This is a genomic window from Arthrobacter sp. EM1, from assembly GCF_029964055.1.
Lineage (GTDB): Bacteria > Actinomycetota > Actinomycetes > Actinomycetales > Micrococcaceae > Arthrobacter.
In genome coordinates, this window is record NZ_CP124836.1 from 1,812,447 (window position 1) to 1,828,153 (window position 15,707).

General features: G+C 65.6%; 14 protein-coding genes. 10 read left to right on the forward strand and 4 right to left on the reverse strand.

The window, feature by feature from the left end; translation table 11 throughout:
• Position 1 precedes the first annotated feature (1 nt).
• The 10 genes from pafA (at position 2) to QI450_RS08335 (ending at position 12,398) form a co-directional block, all read left to right on the forward strand.
• Positions 2–1,366 (forward strand): Pup--protein ligase, encoded by a 1,365-nt coding sequence (pafA, locus tag QI450_RS08290; protein WP_226775846.1) that lies wholly within the window; start codon positions 2–4, stop codon positions 1,364–1,366.
• A 110-nt stretch (positions 1,367–1,476) separates the two neighbouring features.
• Positions 1,477–2,415 (forward strand): FKBP-type peptidyl-prolyl cis-trans isomerase, encoded by a 939-nt coding sequence (locus tag QI450_RS08295; protein ID WP_226775845.1) that lies wholly within the window; start codon positions 1,477–1,479, stop codon positions 2,413–2,415.
• Positions 2,416–2,458: 43 nt separating this feature from the next.
• Complete coding sequence (locus QI450_RS08300) at positions 2,459–2,854, forward strand: FKBP-type peptidyl-prolyl cis-trans isomerase (RefSeq protein ID WP_282359914.1); 396 nt, start codon at positions 2,459–2,461, stop codon at positions 2,852–2,854.
• A 137-nt stretch (positions 2,855–2,991) separates the two neighbouring features.
• Positions 2,992–5,001 carry a WYL domain-containing protein gene (locus QI450_RS08305; RefSeq protein WP_282468154.1) on the forward strand — a complete coding sequence of 670 codons (2,010 nt, stop codon included), beginning with the start codon at positions 2,992–2,994 and terminating at the stop codon, positions 4,999–5,001.
• Positions 5,002–5,006: 5 nt separating this feature from the next.
• Complete coding sequence (locus QI450_RS08310; protein ID WP_226775841.1) at positions 5,007–5,411, forward strand: alkaline shock response membrane anchor protein AmaP; 405 nt, start codon at positions 5,007–5,009, stop codon at positions 5,409–5,411.
• 29 nt (positions 5,412–5,440) lie between these two features.
• On the forward strand, positions 5,441–5,710 hold the full coding sequence (gene tatA / locus QI450_RS08315; RefSeq protein WP_226775840.1) for a Sec-independent protein translocase subunit TatA: 270 nt from the start codon (positions 5,441–5,443) through the stop codon (positions 5,708–5,710).
• Positions 5,711–5,716: 6 nt separating this feature from the next.
• Positions 5,717–6,553, forward strand: coding sequence for a twin-arginine translocase subunit TatC (tatC, locus tag QI450_RS08320; protein WP_226775839.1), 837 nt, complete (start codon positions 5,717–5,719; stop codon positions 6,551–6,553).
• 24 nt (positions 6,554–6,577) lie between these two features.
• Complete coding sequence (locus QI450_RS08325) at positions 6,578–9,484, forward strand: DEAD/DEAH box helicase (protein WP_226775838.1); 2,907 nt, start codon at positions 6,578–6,580, stop codon at positions 9,482–9,484.
• An 88-nt stretch (positions 9,485–9,572) separates the two neighbouring features.
• Positions 9,573–11,216 (forward strand): amidohydrolase family protein, encoded by a 1,644-nt coding sequence (locus tag QI450_RS08330; RefSeq protein ID WP_226775837.1) that lies wholly within the window; start codon positions 9,573–9,575, stop codon positions 11,214–11,216.
• Positions 11,217–11,654: 438 nt separating this feature from the next.
• A complete protein-coding gene (locus QI450_RS08335) occupies positions 11,655–12,398 on the forward strand; it encodes a polyprenol monophosphomannose synthase (protein ID WP_226775836.1) in 744 nt (247 codons plus the stop codon).
• Positions 12,399–12,490: 92 nt separating this feature from the next.
• Here the strand turns inward: QI450_RS08335 and QI450_RS08340 are convergent, their stop codons facing one another.
• The 4 genes from QI450_RS08340 to QI450_RS08355 form a co-directional block, all read right to left on the reverse strand.
• Entirely contained in the window at positions 12,491–12,838 is a 348-nt protein-coding gene (locus QI450_RS08340) for an RNA polymerase-binding protein RbpA (protein WP_024367218.1), read from the reverse strand.
• Between the two features lie 297 nt (positions 12,839–13,135).
• A complete protein-coding gene (locus QI450_RS08345; RefSeq protein WP_226775835.1) occupies positions 13,136–14,140 on the reverse strand; it encodes an SPFH domain-containing protein in 1,005 nt (334 codons plus the stop codon).
• 97 nt (positions 14,141–14,237) lie between these two features.
• Positions 14,238–14,699, reverse strand: a complete 462-nt coding sequence (locus QI450_RS08350; RefSeq protein WP_226775882.1) for an NfeD family protein — start codon at positions 14,697–14,699, stop codon at positions 14,238–14,240.
• Between the two features lie 96 nt (positions 14,700–14,795).
• Entirely contained in the window at positions 14,796–15,707 is a 912-nt protein-coding gene (locus QI450_RS08355; RefSeq protein ID WP_226775834.1) for a methyltransferase domain-containing protein, read from the reverse strand.

Here is a 15,707-nt window from a genome sequence, read left to right on the forward strand (position 1 = left end):
GATGGACAAGCGCATTTTCGGCATTGAGACCGAATTTGGAATTTCCTATTCAAGTCCGGAGTCCCGTCCGTTGGCGCCGGAAGAGGTGGCCCGCTACCTCTTCCGCAAGGTTGTCAGCTGGGGACGGTCCTCCAATGTGTTCCTGACCAACGGCTCCAGGCTGTACCTCGACGTCGGTTCGCACCCGGAGTATGCCACAGCGGAATGCGACGACCTCGCCCAGCTGATAGCGCATGACCGGGCCGGGGAACTGATCCTGGACGACCTCGTCGACGAGGCGCAGCAGCGGCTCGCAGCCGAGGGCTTCAACGGCACGGTGTACCTGTTCAAGAACAACACCGATTCGGCCGGAAATTCCTACGGCAGCCATGAGAACTACCTCATCCCGCGGCGGGGGGAGTTCTCCCGGCTGGCGGAGATCCTGATTCCGTTCCTTGTGACCCGGCAGCTGATCGCAGGCGCCGGCAAGATCCTCAAGACCCCGCACGGGGCGACCTACGCGTTCTCGCAGCGCGCCGACCACATCTGGGAGGGTGTCTCCTCCGCCACCACCAGGTCCCGCCCGATCATCAACACCCGCGACGAACCGCATGCAGACGCCGAGTTCTACCGCCGGCTGCACGTGATTGTGGGCGACTCCAACATGTCCGAGACCACAGCCCTGCTGAAGGTCGGAACCGTTGACCTGATTCTGCGGATGATCGAAGCGGGCGTGATAATGCGCGATATGCGGATGGAAAACCCGATCCGCAGCATCCGGGAGATCTCCCACGACCTCAGCGGCCGCGCACTCGTCCGGCTCGCCAACGGCCGGCAGCTCACCGCGCTTGAGATCCAGCGCGAATACCTGGCAAAGGTCACGGCGTTCGTCGCCGAGCAGGGGGCGCACAACGCCCATGTTCCGGTGATCCTGGATCTCTGGGAACGCACCCTCGATGCGATCGAAAGCGGCGACACCAGCACGATCGACACCGAAGTGGACTGGGCGATTAAAAAGAAGCTGATGGACAGCTACCGCGCACGTCACAATCTGGGCCTCGACGCGCCCCGGATCGCGCAGCTGGACCTGACCTACCACGACATCTCCCGCACGCGCGGGCTGTACTACCTGCTCCAGGCCCGCGGTGCCGTCCGCCGCGTGGTGGATGACACCGCAGTGAAGGATGCTGTGGACGCTCCGCCGCAGACCACCCGCGCCAAGCTCCGCGGGGACTTCGTCCGGCGGGCGCAGGAACTGGGCCGCGACTACACCGTAGATTGGGTTCATTTGAAGCTCAACGACCGCGCCCATCAGACGCTTTTGTGCAAAGACCCGTTCCGCAGTGTGGACGAACGGGTCGATGCCCTGCTGGACTCTATGGGCTGATACCCAGCTTTCCGCGTTATTCTGGACGAGTGCCGTTCGCGGCCAACGCTTGCTTTGCTGCTGGCCTGTGCCCGGCAAGGCGTCCATCCTGCCCCGACGAAAGTTCTTAAGTGCGCCGACTACTAGCAATTCTTCTTCCCGGGCTGCTGCTCCTGACCGCCTGCGGCGGCGGCGAACCGGCCGCCCCGGAGCCCTCCAGCCAGTCCGCCGGCGAAACGGCCAAGCTGGACTCCCTCAAGCTCACGGAGAACGGCGACAAGAAGGCACCCGGTGTTGAATTCACCAAGCCGCTCGACGTCAAGGAACCTATTATCAAGGTCGTTAGCGAAGGAAGTGGCGACCCGCTAAAGCCCAATCAGGTCGCCGAAGTATCCGTCGCTGGCTTCAACGGTAATGACGGCAAAACACTCGGTGACACGTTCGCCGAGGAACCTCAGGCGTTTGAGCTGAACGAGGAGCTGAAGACCGGAAATCCCGCGCTCTACAACGCATTCGTGGGCGCTTTGGTAGGGTCACAAATTGCCGTCGTCAGTCCCGGTCAGGCTGCGGCCGGAGGTGCCGCGGCCGTCCCAACCCAGCTCCTCATTGTGAAGGTGGTGTCCGCGAAGGATGCACCCAGGGCCCTCAGCCAAGAAGAGACCGACAAGCTGGACAAAGACGGCAAGCTCCCAAAGGTGACGTTCGATGAGAAGGGTGCGCCCTCGGTTGAGATCCCGAAGATGGATGCCCCAACCGGCCTGTCAGTAAAGGTCCTGTCGGAGGGCTCTGGCGATAAGGTAGGCGCAACAGACCGGATTGAAGCAAACTACACCGGATGGCGTTGGGAGGATGGCAGCAAGTTTGACTCCAGCTACGACAGAGGGGAACCATCCACATTCGGCCTCACCGAAGTCATTAGAGGTTGGACCCTAGGCTTGACCGATCAAAAAGTCGGCTCCAAACTGCTCCTGACAATCCCAGAAGACCTGGCTTACGGCAAGACCGCTGCAGCCCAGGGAAAGCCCGCGGGACCTCTGGTATTCGTCGTCGAAATCAAGGCAAAGAAGTAACTGCTGCACCCCCACTACCTAAGTCACGCTAGAAGGAGCACCCATGTCATTTGGACAGCGAAACATCGACCGCCAGAAGCCGGAAATTGATTTCCCGGACGGCGCCGTTCCCACCGAACTTGTCATCACCGAACTGATTGAAGGCGACGGCGCCGAAGCCAAGGCCGGTGACACCGTCTCCACCCACTACGTCGGTGTGGCCTGGTCCACCGGCGAGGAGTTTGACGCTTCCTGGGGCCGCGGCGCGCCGCTCGACTTCCGTGTCGGCGTCGGCCAGGTCATCCAGGGCTGGGACCAAGGTCTGCTGGGCATGAAGGTCGGCGGCCGCCGCCGGCTTGAGATCCCCGCCGAGCTCGCTTACGGTGCCCGCGGCGCCGGCGGGGCGATCGGCCCGAACGAGGCGCTCATCTTCGTCGTCGACCTCGTCGCAGTCCGCTAAGCACCGGCACACTGTGACCGCAGCCGGCCCCGCCGGCTGCGGTCCTGAGCCGCTGGGCGCGGCGCCATCCGGGAAGTTCTTCCGGCTGGTGCCGCGCTTTTGCCATATTCGGGAGCAGACTTTAGTACCCTAGCGGGGTGTCAGCCTCACGTACCGAACGCCTCCTGAACCTCCTGATAGCCCTGCTCAACACCACGTACGGCCTGCGCCGCGGTGAGTTGCGGCAAAAGGTGTATCACGACACCACCAGCACCGACGTCGCTTTCGGCCGGATGTTCGAACGCGACAAGGGCGAGCTGCGCCGCTTCGGCTTCGAGGTCGAGACCGTGACGGACAAGGGCTGGGGTTCGGATGATCCGGCCACCACCCGATACCGGATCGGCAAGGATTCCAACCGGTTGCCCGATGTCAGCCTCACCCCGGAAGAGTGCACTGTGCTCATCCTGGCAGCCCAGCTCTGGGAGCATGCAGCCCTCGGTTCGGCGGCCGTCAACGCGGTGCGCAAGCTGCAGGCATCAGGCGGGCTGGTCGACGCCGAGCTCCCCGCCGGGCTGCAGCCGCGGATCCGGCCCGCGGGCCAGGCATTCGAGGACCTCGTCGCCGCTGTGCATGCCCGGCACCCCGTCAGCTTCCGCTACCTGGCCGGCAGCACCGGACGGGAGGAGTCCCGGCTCGTGGAGCCGTGGGGGCTCGGAAGCCGGTTTGGCCAGTGGTACCTCGTCGGCCATGACAGGACCCGGGGTGCCAAGCGTTTCTTCCGCTTGTCCCGGCTCACCTCGGCCGTTGACGTCCTTGCGAAGGAGAACTTCACGGCTCCGCCGGACTTCAACGTACGCGCAGAACTTGCCACGCTGACGGAGCTGCCGGTACAGACCGCCGTCGTGGACGTCCGGGCCGGCAGCGTCCACGGCCTCCGCAGGCGGGCCACCGCCGTCCGCGGGCCGGAAGACGTCGGGGTGACCGCCGCCGGGCGGGACCGCCTCAGTGTCCCGTACCGGGACGCTGAGACGCTGGCGGAGGAACTCGCCTCCTACGGTCCCCGGGTACAGGTGGTATCCCCGCCCGGTCTGGTGACGTCCGTGCGCCGGCGCCTGGCGGGCGCCGCCGACTTCGCGGCGGCGCCGGCCCCGCCGATTGCGTTCCCGGCAACGGGTTCGGCACGGCACGGCCGCAAGCGCACATCCGAAGACCAACTCACCCGGATGCTTCAGCTTGTGCCGTTCCTGGTGCACCACCAGGGACTGCACATCTCGGAGGTAGCGGCGAACTTCGGCATCACCCGGGAAGAGCTGGAAGCTGACCTGCGCATCCTGATCTGCTCGGGCCTTCCGGAGGGCTACCCTGATGACCTGCTCGATATCCAGTGGGAGGACGACCACGTCACCATCACCCAGGACCTCGACCTGAACCGGCCCGTCCGCTTCACAGTGGAAGAGGCCTGCGCCCTGCTGACCGGGCTGGAAACACTCAACAGCCTGCCCGAACTTGCCGAGGGCGGGGCACTGGAATCCGTTACGCTCAAACTTTTGGCCGCGGCCGGGGAGGAAGGCCTGAAGGCGGCCGTCCTGTCCGGACCCGAGGTGGCCCCGGGGAATACTGCGGCCCTGGAGACGGCCCGCCAGGCCATCCGAAACGGCGCCCAGCTGCGGCTGCGTTATTTCTCACCGCTCCGCGATACCGCCTCTACCCGCAACATTGATCCGCTCAGGCTGTATTCGCTGGACAACACCTGGTATCTCGAGGCGTTCTGCCATTCCGCGGATGCCCTGCGGAACTTCCGGCTGGACCGGATCGACGCCTTGGAAACCACCGGCCAGCCAGTGTCCGGTGAGGCGGCTCCGGACGGGAAGTTGCCGGTCAAACTCTTCACCCCGAACGACGACGACGCGGTGGTGGTGGTCCAGCTGACCCGGCAAGGCGCCGGCCTCGCCGACGAATACTACGCCGAACGGACCGCACAGCTGACCGACGGCGGTCTGCTGGCCGAAATCCGCTTCGGCAGCACTGGCTGGCTGCCGATGTTCGTGGCCCAGCACGGCGGGACTGCACGGATCCTGGAGCCCGAAGAACTTGCCGGCAGTTCCCGCGAATGGCTCGCAGCCGCACTTGCCCAATATGAAGACCAGCCGCTCCGGCGGCTAGAGTAGTCAGCATGCCTTGGTGGTCCTGGATCGTGATCTGGATAGCGCTCGTCGCGCTGTCGCTCTTGCTCTTCGTCGCGCTCGGCGTCCGCTTGTTCCGGACCTTTATGGCCACGGTCAAGGAGCTCGGGGAAGCAGCCGAGAGGTTCGCCAGCTTCCCGTCGGCCGGCCCGGCGTCGGGAAGCAACTCCGAAAACACCCGGCCGGACGGCGCGGGTGACGCCGGGGGCAAGGACCGATCCGTGCTCGCGGGGGAACCCGGATCGGCCGTATTTGCCTCTCCGGACCAGCTGCGGCACGATTACCGGGCAGCCAAAACCGCGCGGCAGGAAGCCCGCCGGCGGCGGCGCGTCAGGCGCAAGATGGACCGCGGCCAGCCCCAACGGCTAAGCGACATCGAATTCACTAAGACGTAAGATGTAACCAAACGAAAGGACCTCCTGTCATGAGACTTGAAGGCTGGCATCTCATCATCATCGTTGTTTTGGCATTGGTGCTTTTCGCGGCACCCAAGCTGCCCGGCATGGCCCGGAGCCTGGGCCAGTCGATGCGGATCTTTAAGTCGGAAGTCCGGGAAATGAAAAAGGACGGCGCTACCGACGACAAAGAGGGCTCCGAGCCTGTCGAGGGCAAGGTCGTCAACCATCCGAAATCCGCCGGCACGGAATCCCGCGCCGAAAGCGGAACCGACGTTCCGCCGCCGAACCGCGCCTAACACCGAATGGCAGTAACAATGGGCCGCCGGTCGAACCCCGAGGGGAAGATGGCGCTCCTCGATCACCTCAAAGAGCTGCGCAACCGGCTCTTCCGGTCCGCGATCGCCGTGATCCTGGGCACCGTCGTGGGGTTCCTCGTCTATCAGCCGATGCTCGCGGCGCTGATCAAGCCGATCAGCGACCTCAACCAGCACTCCGGCCGGCAGGCATCGCTGAACTTCGACGGCGTGGCAAGCTCGTTTGACCTGATGATCCAGGTCTCGGTGTTCCTTGGCCTGATCGTCGCCAGCCCGGTCTGGCTTTACCAGCTGTGGGCGTTTATTGTGCCCGGGCTGCACAAAAAGGAACGCAGGATGGCGCTGTCCTTCGTGGCAGTCGCGGTTCCACTTTTTATTGGCGGAGTCCTGCTGGCGTGGCTGGTGCTTCCGAACGCCGTTCGGGTGCTGACCGATTTCACGCCATCCGGCGGATCCAACTTCATCAGCGCCCAGGTGTACCTTTCGTTCGTGCTGCGGCTCCTGCTCGCCTTCGGCATCGCCTTCCTGCTGCCCGTTGTCCTTGTTGGGCTGAACCTGGCGGGAATCGTCAAGGGAAAGCAGCTCGTCAAAAGCTGGCGGATCACAGTTTTCCTGGTTTGCCTCTTCGCCGCCATGGCTGCACCCGGCGCCGACGCGATGAGCATGTTCTACCTTGCCGGACCCATGCTTGTGCTCTTCTTCAGCGCCATCGGGCTGTGTTTGCTCAACGACCGCCGGCGGGAACGGCGTGCCGTCAAACGGGCCGCCGAGACCGAAGCCACCGCAGACCAGGCGACTCCCGGCTCCGAGCTGGAGAATCTCTAGCTCCCGGCGCACTAGGCTGGAAGCATGTCCTCACTACCCGGTCCGGAATCGCCATCTGAACGCTACCGCGCCAGTGCCGAGCGGGCCGCCGAAGCCAAAACCTACCTGGGCGGATTTATCCGTTCGCTCGCCTTCGAACTCGATGACTTCCAGCGTGCAGCGTGCCTGTCACTGCAGTCCGGCCGCGGTGTCCTGGTGGCCGCCCCTACCGGTGCCGGCAAGACCATCGTGGGGGAGTTCGCCATCTACCTGGCGCTCCAGCGCGGCCTCAAGGCCTTCTACACCACACCGATCAAGGCGCTGTCCAACCAGAAGTACGCTGAACTCGCGGACAAATACGGTGCGGACCAGGTGGGCCTACTCACCGGCGACACCAACATCAACGGGGACGCCCCGGTGGTGGTGATGACCACCGAAGTGCTCCGCAACATGCTCTACGCCGACTCGAGCACTCTGGGCGACCTCGGCTACGTCGTGATGGATGAGGTCCACTACCTTGCGGACCGCTTCCGCGGCGCGGTCTGGGAGGAAGTCATCATCCATCTGCCCAGCGAAGTCCAGCTTGCCTCGCTGAGCGCAACGGTCTCCAATGCCGAAGAGTTCGGCGCCTGGCTGGATACTGTGCGCGGCCAGACCGACGTCATCGTCTCCGAGCACCGTCCCGTTCCGCTGTGGCAGCACGTGATGGTGGGCCGGAAGATCGTGGACCTCTTCGCCGGCGATACCAGCTTCGATGAGATCGCTCCGGCCGGCGAGGCCGCCGTGTCCGCCGTGCCCGCCCGGCTGAAGGCCGCGGGCTCCGGCGCCGTCAGCACCGAACGGCCGGGCTTTGACGTCAATCCCGAGCTGCTCTCCATGGCCCGCGCCGAGAGCCAGATGAACTTCCGCGGACGTTTTGGCCACGGCGGCCGGAACGTCCGGCGCCAAAGCAGCCGGCGCGACGAGGCCCCGCAGGGCGACCCGCGCAGCCCCGTCCGGAAAGCCAGCCGCCCCCAGGTCATCGCCAGCCTGGACAGACAGGACCTCTTGCCGGCCATCACGTTCATCTTTTCCCGGGCCGGTTGCGATGCCGCCGTGGCTCAGTGCGTCGCGGCAGGGTTGTGGCTTACCACCGAGCAGGAACAGCTCATCATTGCCCGGCGCGTCGATGAAGCGGCGCAAGACATCCCGCCCGACGACCTGGACGTGCTGGGCTTCTGGAGCTGGCGCGACGGCTTGCTCCGCGGCCTCGCGGCCCACCACGCCGGAATGCTGCCCACTTTCAAGGAAGTGGTGGAGAAGCTCTTCGTCGACGGACTCGTCAAAGCCGTGTTCGCGACCGAGACCCTGGCGCTCGGCGTCAACATGCCGGCGCGCTCCGTGGTCCTGGAAAAGCTGGATAAGTTCAACGGTGAGGCGCACGTTAACATCACCGCGGGGGAGTACACCCAGCTGACCGGACGCGCCGGGCGCCGCGGGATCGACGTCGAGGGCCACGCCGTGGTGCTGTGGCAGCCCGGGACAGACCCGGCGGCAGTAGCCGGGCTCGCCTCACGCCGCACCTATCCGCTGAATTCGAGCTTCCGGCCCACCTACAACATGTCCATCAACCTGCTGGCGCAGTTCGGCCGCCCCCGGGCCCGGGAAATCCTCGAGTCCTCGTTCGCCCAGTTCCAGGCCGACCGGTCCGTCGTCGGGCTGGCGAAACAGGTACGCGGACGCGAGGAGTCCCTGGCCGGCTTCAGTAAATCGATGAGCTGCCACCTGGGTGATTTCACCGACTACTCACGAATCCGCCGAGCCCTCTCCGACGCAGAGAAGAACGCTTCCAAGACCAGCTCCCGGGCCCGGAAATCCGTCACCGAGGACTCCCTGAGCCGGTTGCTTCCCGGGGACGTGGTGGACGTACCGACCGGGCGGGCACCCGGACTTGCAGTGGTCCTCAGCTCCGACCACCACTCCCGCGAGCCGCGGCCGGCGGTGATGACGCTCGACAACCAGCTGCGGCGGATCGGAACCCAAGACGTGGAAGGGCCGCTGGCTCCGATTACCCGGGTCCGGATCCCTAAGTCATTCAACGCCAAGGTGCCCAAGTCACGCCGGGACCTGGCGTCCTCGGTCCGCAACGCCCTCCGGGAAAACCGGCCGCCGGCGCCGCCGAGCAGGAACGATGACTTTGGCCGCGCCGCTGCGCAGCCGGATCAGGAAAAGCGGATCGCTGAACTGCGCCGCGAACTCCGCGCCCACCCGTGCCACGGGTGCAGCGAACGGGAGGACCACGCGCGCTGGTCGGAGCGCTATTGGAAGCTTCGGCAGGAGACGGACGGGCTGGTGCGCCAGATCCAGGGCCGGACCAACACCATCGCCAAAACCTTCGACCGGGTGTGCGGAGTCCTCTCCGGCTACGGGTACCTGGAGACGTCGGAGGACGGCGTGCTCACCATCGGAGCGGATGGTCAGCGGCTGCGCCGGATCTACGGCGAAAAGGACCTGCTCATTTCGCAGTCGCTTCGCCTCGGCGCCTTTAATGACCTGGACGCCGCCGAAGTGGCCGCCCTGGCCAGCGTTTTGGTCTACCAGGCCAAACGTGAGGAACGTGGCCTCCGGCCCAAGCTGCCGAGTGTTTCGCTGGAATCCGCCGTCGACATTGTGGTCCGCGAATGGTCAGCCCTGGAGGATGTTGAGGAAGCCAACAAGCTCCCGCTAACCGGCGAACCCGAGCTGGGCCTGGCCTGGCCGATGTTCAAGTGGGCCAAGGGCCGTCACCTGCAGGAGGTCCTCAGCGGGACGGACCTTGCCGCCGGCGACTTTGTCCGGTGGGTGAAACAGGTCATCGACCTGTTGGACCAGCTGGCGAAAATCCCGACGCTGGACCCGCGGGTCTCGCGGCTGTGCGCCGAGGCCATCAAACTCATCAAGCGCGGCGTCGTCGCGTACTCCTCAGTGGCCTGACCGCCGCTGCCGGCCGTCGGGCCGGGCCCCCACCGTCGTCGAACATGTCCGGCCACACCGGCCACCAGTTGCAAGGAGTCCAAGACCCATGACAGATTCACCGGCCATCCCCGCGCATCACAAGGTAACGCTCTACCGCAACGGCTCCGTCTACACGGCCGCGGATCCCTTCGCGACGGCGCTGCTGGTCGACGGCGACACCGTCGCCTGGGTCGGGTCCGAGCAGGCTGCCGGCTCGATCGCGGACGCCTCGATGGAGATCATCGACCTTAAGGGTGCGCTCCTGGCCCCCGGATTTGTCGATTCCCACGTCCATCTCACGGAAACCGGGATTGCCCTGGACTCGCTGCAGCTCGGCGACGTCCGCTCTGCCCGGGAACTGCTCGACGCCGTCGCCGGTTCCACAGCCAACGGCACAGTGCTCGGCCACGGCTGGGACGACACCCAGTGGACGGACTCAGCACTGCCTTCCCGCGAAGAATTGGAACGTGCCGCCGGGGGACGGGACGTCTACCTGTCCCGTGTTGACGTGCACTCGGCAATCGTCTCCTCCTCGTTGGCGGCAACCGCCGGTCTGCACGGGAGGGACGGTTTTGGCGAGGGCAGCCAGGTCAAGCGCGCGGCGCACACCGCCGCCCGGCTCGCTGCCCGTCAACTGCCGGCCGCCGCCTTGCGCGGCTACCAGCGGCGGGCGCTCACCGAGGCAGCGGCCAACGGCTATGTCGCCGTGGCGGAAATGGCCGCGCCGCATATTGGCAGTATCGAGGACCTGCAGCTCGCCGCGGCCTGGAACTCGGGCGCAGACGCCGTTCCGGAGGTCCTGCCCTACTGGGGTGAACTGGCAACCTCGGCAGACCAGGCCCGGTCTCTGCTCGACAGCCTGGGCGTGCCGGTACTCGGGCTGGCAGGGGACCTGAACATGGACGGCTCCATCGGTTCGCGGACCGCGGCACTGCGGGCGGACTACAGTGACGCCCCAGGCGAACGCGGGAGCCTTTATCTGTCGGTCGCGGAAGCCGCCGCGCACCTGTCCGTATGCTCGCTGTTGGGCATCCAGGCGGGCTTCCACGTCATTGGCGACGCCGGTCTGGATGCGGCGCTGGAGGCCCTGGACCTGGCGGCGGCAGACGTCGGTGAACAACGGGTCCGGGCAGCGGGCCACCGTCTCGAACATGTCGAGCTCGCTGACGCCGACTCCATCCGCAGGCTGGCGGCCTACTCGGTGACGGTCAGCGTCCAGCCCGGCTTTGATGCTTCATGGGGCGGCGGGGACGGTCTCTACCAGCAGCGCCTCGGGTCCCGGCGGGACGGCATGAATCCTTTTGCATCCTTCTACGCCGCGGGTGTGCCGATCTGCTTTGGCAGTGACAGTCCGGTCACTGCGATGCGGCCCTGGGCAAGCGTCCGGGCCTGCCTGCAGCACAACAACCCCGCGGAGCAGATCTCGGCCCGCGCGGCGTTCCTCGGCCACACCCGGGCAGGCTGGCGCGCCGCCCGGTATCGCAACCCGATGGCCGGCCAGCTGGTACCTGGCGCCCCGGCCAGCTTCGCAGTCTGGGAAGTAGAGGAACTTATGGTGCAGGTAGCTGACGGCCGGGTCCAGTCCTGGAGCACGGACCCCCGCGCCAGGACGCCGCTGCTGCCTGCCCTGGATACCGGCTCCGAGCCGGTCTGCCTGCAGACAGTCAAGGACGGCCGCGAACTATATTCCAGCGGCTCGCTGCGAGGCTGACCGACTGCGGATCCGGCCGCTGCCAGCGGAAAATTCGAGCCCCGACAAGCCCGCCTGACCTGCGGCAACGGATAAACCGGCAGGTCAGGAAGCGGTTGACAGATCGGGGCCGGCCCGTAGCATTGAGGGTCAACGGAGGGTTGCGTACGCCGCAGACTCCGGACGTCCCCCGGTCATTTCCAGGTTGCCGCAAGCCGGCAGCTGACTTGGTCATGGCCACGGGTACCACAGGGGGCAGGTCCACTTCGCAGCAGAAAACGGTTTCTGCGGCCCTATCCGCTGGCCGCCGCAACTGGCCCGAAGCGGGTGGATCTGCCCCGGGACCTGCCGCGGACCCAGCGGGCCCGGTGACTGCCTATAATGGAGAGTTGCGCCTGGTGTCAGTTCTGAAGTGACTGGCCGGGCGTTTGACCGCTCCCTCCAAGGAAAGGCCTCGCTGTGCGTGTCCTCACGATCATCCCGACCTACAACGAGCTGGAATCGTTGCCCAAGACTCTCGGGCGCCTGCGCACGGCTGTGCCTGGCTCCGACGTCCTGGTTGTCGACGACAACAGCCCCGACGGCACCGGGCAGCTTGCGGACCGCTTTGCCGCTGAGGACAGCCAGGTCCACGTCCTGCACCGAGCGGGAAAGGCCGGACTGGGCGCAGCGTACATCGCCGGGTTCAAATGGGGCCTCGCCGCCGGTTACGACGTGCTCGTCGAAATGGATGCTGACGGTTCGCACCAGCCGGAGCAACTTCCGCAACTGCTCGAGGCCGTCGAACAAGGCGCCGACCTCGCCATGGGCTCGCGTTGGGTACCGGGCGGCAGCGTCGTCAACTGGCCGCTGTACCGGCAAGCCATCTCCCGGGTCGGCAGCACCTATGCCCGGCTCCTGCTGGGTTTGAAAATCAAGGATGTTACCGGCGGTTTCCGTGCGTTCCGGCGCAGCACCCTGGAGAAGCTGAACCTGGACGCGGTTGATTCCGTCGGCTACGGCTTCCAGGTGGACCTTGCCTGGCGCGTGGCCAAGCTGGGTCTGACAATTGTCGAACGGCCCATCACCTTCGTTGAACGCGAACTGGGCGCCTCGAAGATGAGCGGAAACATCGTGGTCGAAGCCATGATCAACGTCACCAAGTGGGGCCTGGCCGCACGCTGGAACACTTTGTCCGGCAAGCTTGGCAGCCACAAGCGCTAGCCCTCGCCCGTCCGGGGACAAAAAAGGGGCCGGCCTGCACCGTCTGTGACGGTGCGGGCCGGCCCCTTTGCTGTGCCTGGACTGCGGGTTCCTTAGGCGGAGCGCCGTTCGCCCCGGCGTTCGCGCAGGATCGTCAGGCGGTCTTCGAGGATCTGCTCAAGTTCCGGCAGGGAGCGACGTTCCAGGAGCATGTCCCAGTGCGTTCGAACGGCCTTTTCGTTGAGGTTCACCGGGCGTTCGCCATCAACGAGCAGGGCTTCTTTGCCTGTTTTGGAGACCCACACCGGGGGGATCTCGGCTTCGGAGGAGAAGGTCACAAAAACCTGCTCGCCGTCCGCGCACCGGTACTCGACCCGCTGGCGCGGAGCCGGCTCGACACCGGACTCGGTCTCCATGCTTTGGGCGCCAAGGCGCATACCCCGCAGGCTGCGATCGCTCATCTTTTCTCCCTCTATTCGGTTCGCAGGGTCAGGCCCTGCGTGAGCCGGGGGCTGTGGGGCCGCGCCGGACTACGGTTTGCATTGCGCATTCTCACAGGACCCTTAACGGATACAACGTCACTAAAGAAAACGCTTTGCGAAGCTTAAATGTTCCGCCGGACCGAACCGGCCGGACAAATATTTAAGTATACGCGAACGGGCCGTCCCCGGTAAAGCTTAGGGAACGGGCTGCCCTCGCGGGATGCGGAAAGGGGAGGCACCCGCCAGCGGCGGATACCTCCCCTTGACCGGGAACGCTTAGGGCTCTTGCCGGCCCTTGAGATCCACTCCGCCGTCGGCGGGGCCTCCCGCGGACGCTGCCGGTCCGGCGGTTTCGGCCTTGGCCGCGTCAGAATCAGGCCCAAAAAGCCCATCGTTGGCCTGGCCGTCCTTGCTTCCGCCGAGGGCGCTGCCGATACCTTTGAGCGCCTCGCCGACTTCACTCGGAATGATCCACAGCTTGTTCGCCGAGCCTTCGGCGATCTTCGGCAGGGTCTGCAGGTACTGGTAGGCCAGGAGCTTCTGGTCCGGGTTGCCCTTGTGGATCGCACCGAACACCTTTTGGATGGCCTGGGCTTCACCGTCGGCCCGAAGGATCGCCGCCTTGGCGTCGCCTTCGGCCTTCAGGATCGAGGACTGCCGCTGGCCTTCAGCGGTGAGGATGGCGGACTGCTTGGTGCCCTCCGCCGTCAGGATGGCGGCGCGCCGGTCCCGTTCGGCGCGCATCTGCTTCTCCATCGAATCCTGGATGGAGTGCGGCGGATCAATCGCCTTGAGCTCCACCCGCGAGACACGGATGCCCCAGCGGCCGGTCGCCTCGTCCAGCACACCGCGGAGTTGGCCGTTGATCTGATCACGTGAGGTGAGGGCTTCTTCGAGGTTCAGGCCGCCCACAACGTTTCGGAGCGTCGTGGTGGTGAGCTGTTCGACGGCCTGGATGTAGTTCGCGATCTCGTACGTGGCTGCCCGCGCATCGGTGACCTGGAAGTAGACCACCGTGTCGATCGAAACGACGAGGTTGTCCTCGGTGATCACCGGCTGCGGCGGGAAAGAGACCACCTGTTCACGCAGGTCAAGCAGCGGCAGCAGCCGGTCCACAAACGGGATCAGGATCGTAAGGCCGGGGTTCAGCGTCCGCTGGTACTTGCCCAGCCGTTCGACGACGCCGGCCCGTGCCTGCGGGACAATCCGAACCGACCGGACCAGCACTATTATTACGAACGCAACGAGCACCAGCAGCACGATTGCGACTGCGATATCCATACTTCACCTATTCCCCAGATTTGGTCTTGCCATGGTGTGCGGCGGAGTCCCGCCGCGTCCCCGGCGCCGGTGACGGCCGCCGGAATTCTTGCTTCGGCTACTGGACGGCAGTTTCCTGCTGCGGGGCGACGACGGCAGTAGCGCCGTCGATGGCTCTGACAATTACGTGCTGGCCAGCGGCCAGCATGCCGGTCTCGGAGCGGGCGCTCCAGACGTCGCCGCCAATTTTAACCAGGCCGCCGCTGGCGCTGACCGGCTCCATGACCAGCGCGGATTCACCGATCAGCCTTTCGACGTTGCTCCGAAGGTCGTCCGGACCCTTGCGGAGGTGCTTGAGCGCGACGGGCCGGACGAAGCCGATCATCAGCAGCGACACGACGCAGAACGCCACGATTTGCAGGCCCAGGTCGGCCCCCGCGAATGCTGCCACCAGTCCGGCCAGAGCGCCACCGCCAAGCATGATAAAAAAGAGGTCCAGAGTGAGCATCTCTACCACGGCAAAAACCAGGAACACCGTGAGCCACAGCGCCCACCAGTTTTCGGCTAGCCAGTCCAGCATCATTCCCCCTTCGCCCCAGGGGCTGCAGGCGCAGACCCTCAGTTACTCTCATTCCATCCTAAGCCGATAGGCAAGCCGTGCGGAGGGCCGCAGAAATCAGTTTGCGAAAGTGGCCAAGTCGTTATCTGCGGCTTTGGCGCGCGGCTCAAAGACACTGATCCGGAACCGGGCAGAGACGGCTGTGCGCGGCGGCAGCCCGGCCGCGAAGGCCAGCAGGGCATCCCGGTTCAGATGGTGCCCGGCGGGGCCCATCAGGGCCAGCCGAAGGACGTCGTCCGGGGAGAGCAGCAGCGGCACATCCAGATCGTCGGTGGAGAGCGTCGAAAAGTGTCCTTCGAGTGAGGCCGCGAGCCGTTCGTCCTTTGTCGGCTCGATCCCAAGCATGCCGGACTGGCCTGCCACCTCTTGGAGATGTCCCGGCCGCGGAGTCACCACAATCAACCGGCCGACAGGGCGCAGCACCCGGACAAACTCATTTGGGTTGCGCGGCGCGAAGACCACAGTGATGACATCGACGCTGCCGTCACCCAGCGGCAGCGGCTGCCACACGTCGCTGACGAGGTTTACCGCCTCGGGGTTCAGTTTCGCGGCCCTGCGGAGGGCGAACTTAGAGATGTCCAGGCCGATCGCCCGGGCGGGCGTCCGGTCCAGCGCGGCCTGGTCCAGCACAGCCCGGAGATAGTGGCCGGTGCCCGTTCCTGCGTCCAGCACAACCGGAGGCGTTTGCGGGTCAACGCCTGCGAGGAAGCGGGCGGACAGTTCCGCCACGGCATCCGCGAGCGGACGGTAGTGGCCGGCGCCGAGGAATTCGAAGCGCGCCGCCACCATGTCGGCCGAATCGGCTTCGAATACGGTGCCTTTACCAACGAGGAAGTTGAAGTACCCCTGCTTCGCGGCGTCGAAGCTGTGCCCGGCAGGACACTTCAGGGCCGGCACGCCAGGTCCGCCGGGAGCCAGCCGGGCCCGGCAGACCGGGCAGAGCAGCAAGTCGGGGGAAACGGGGGGCAT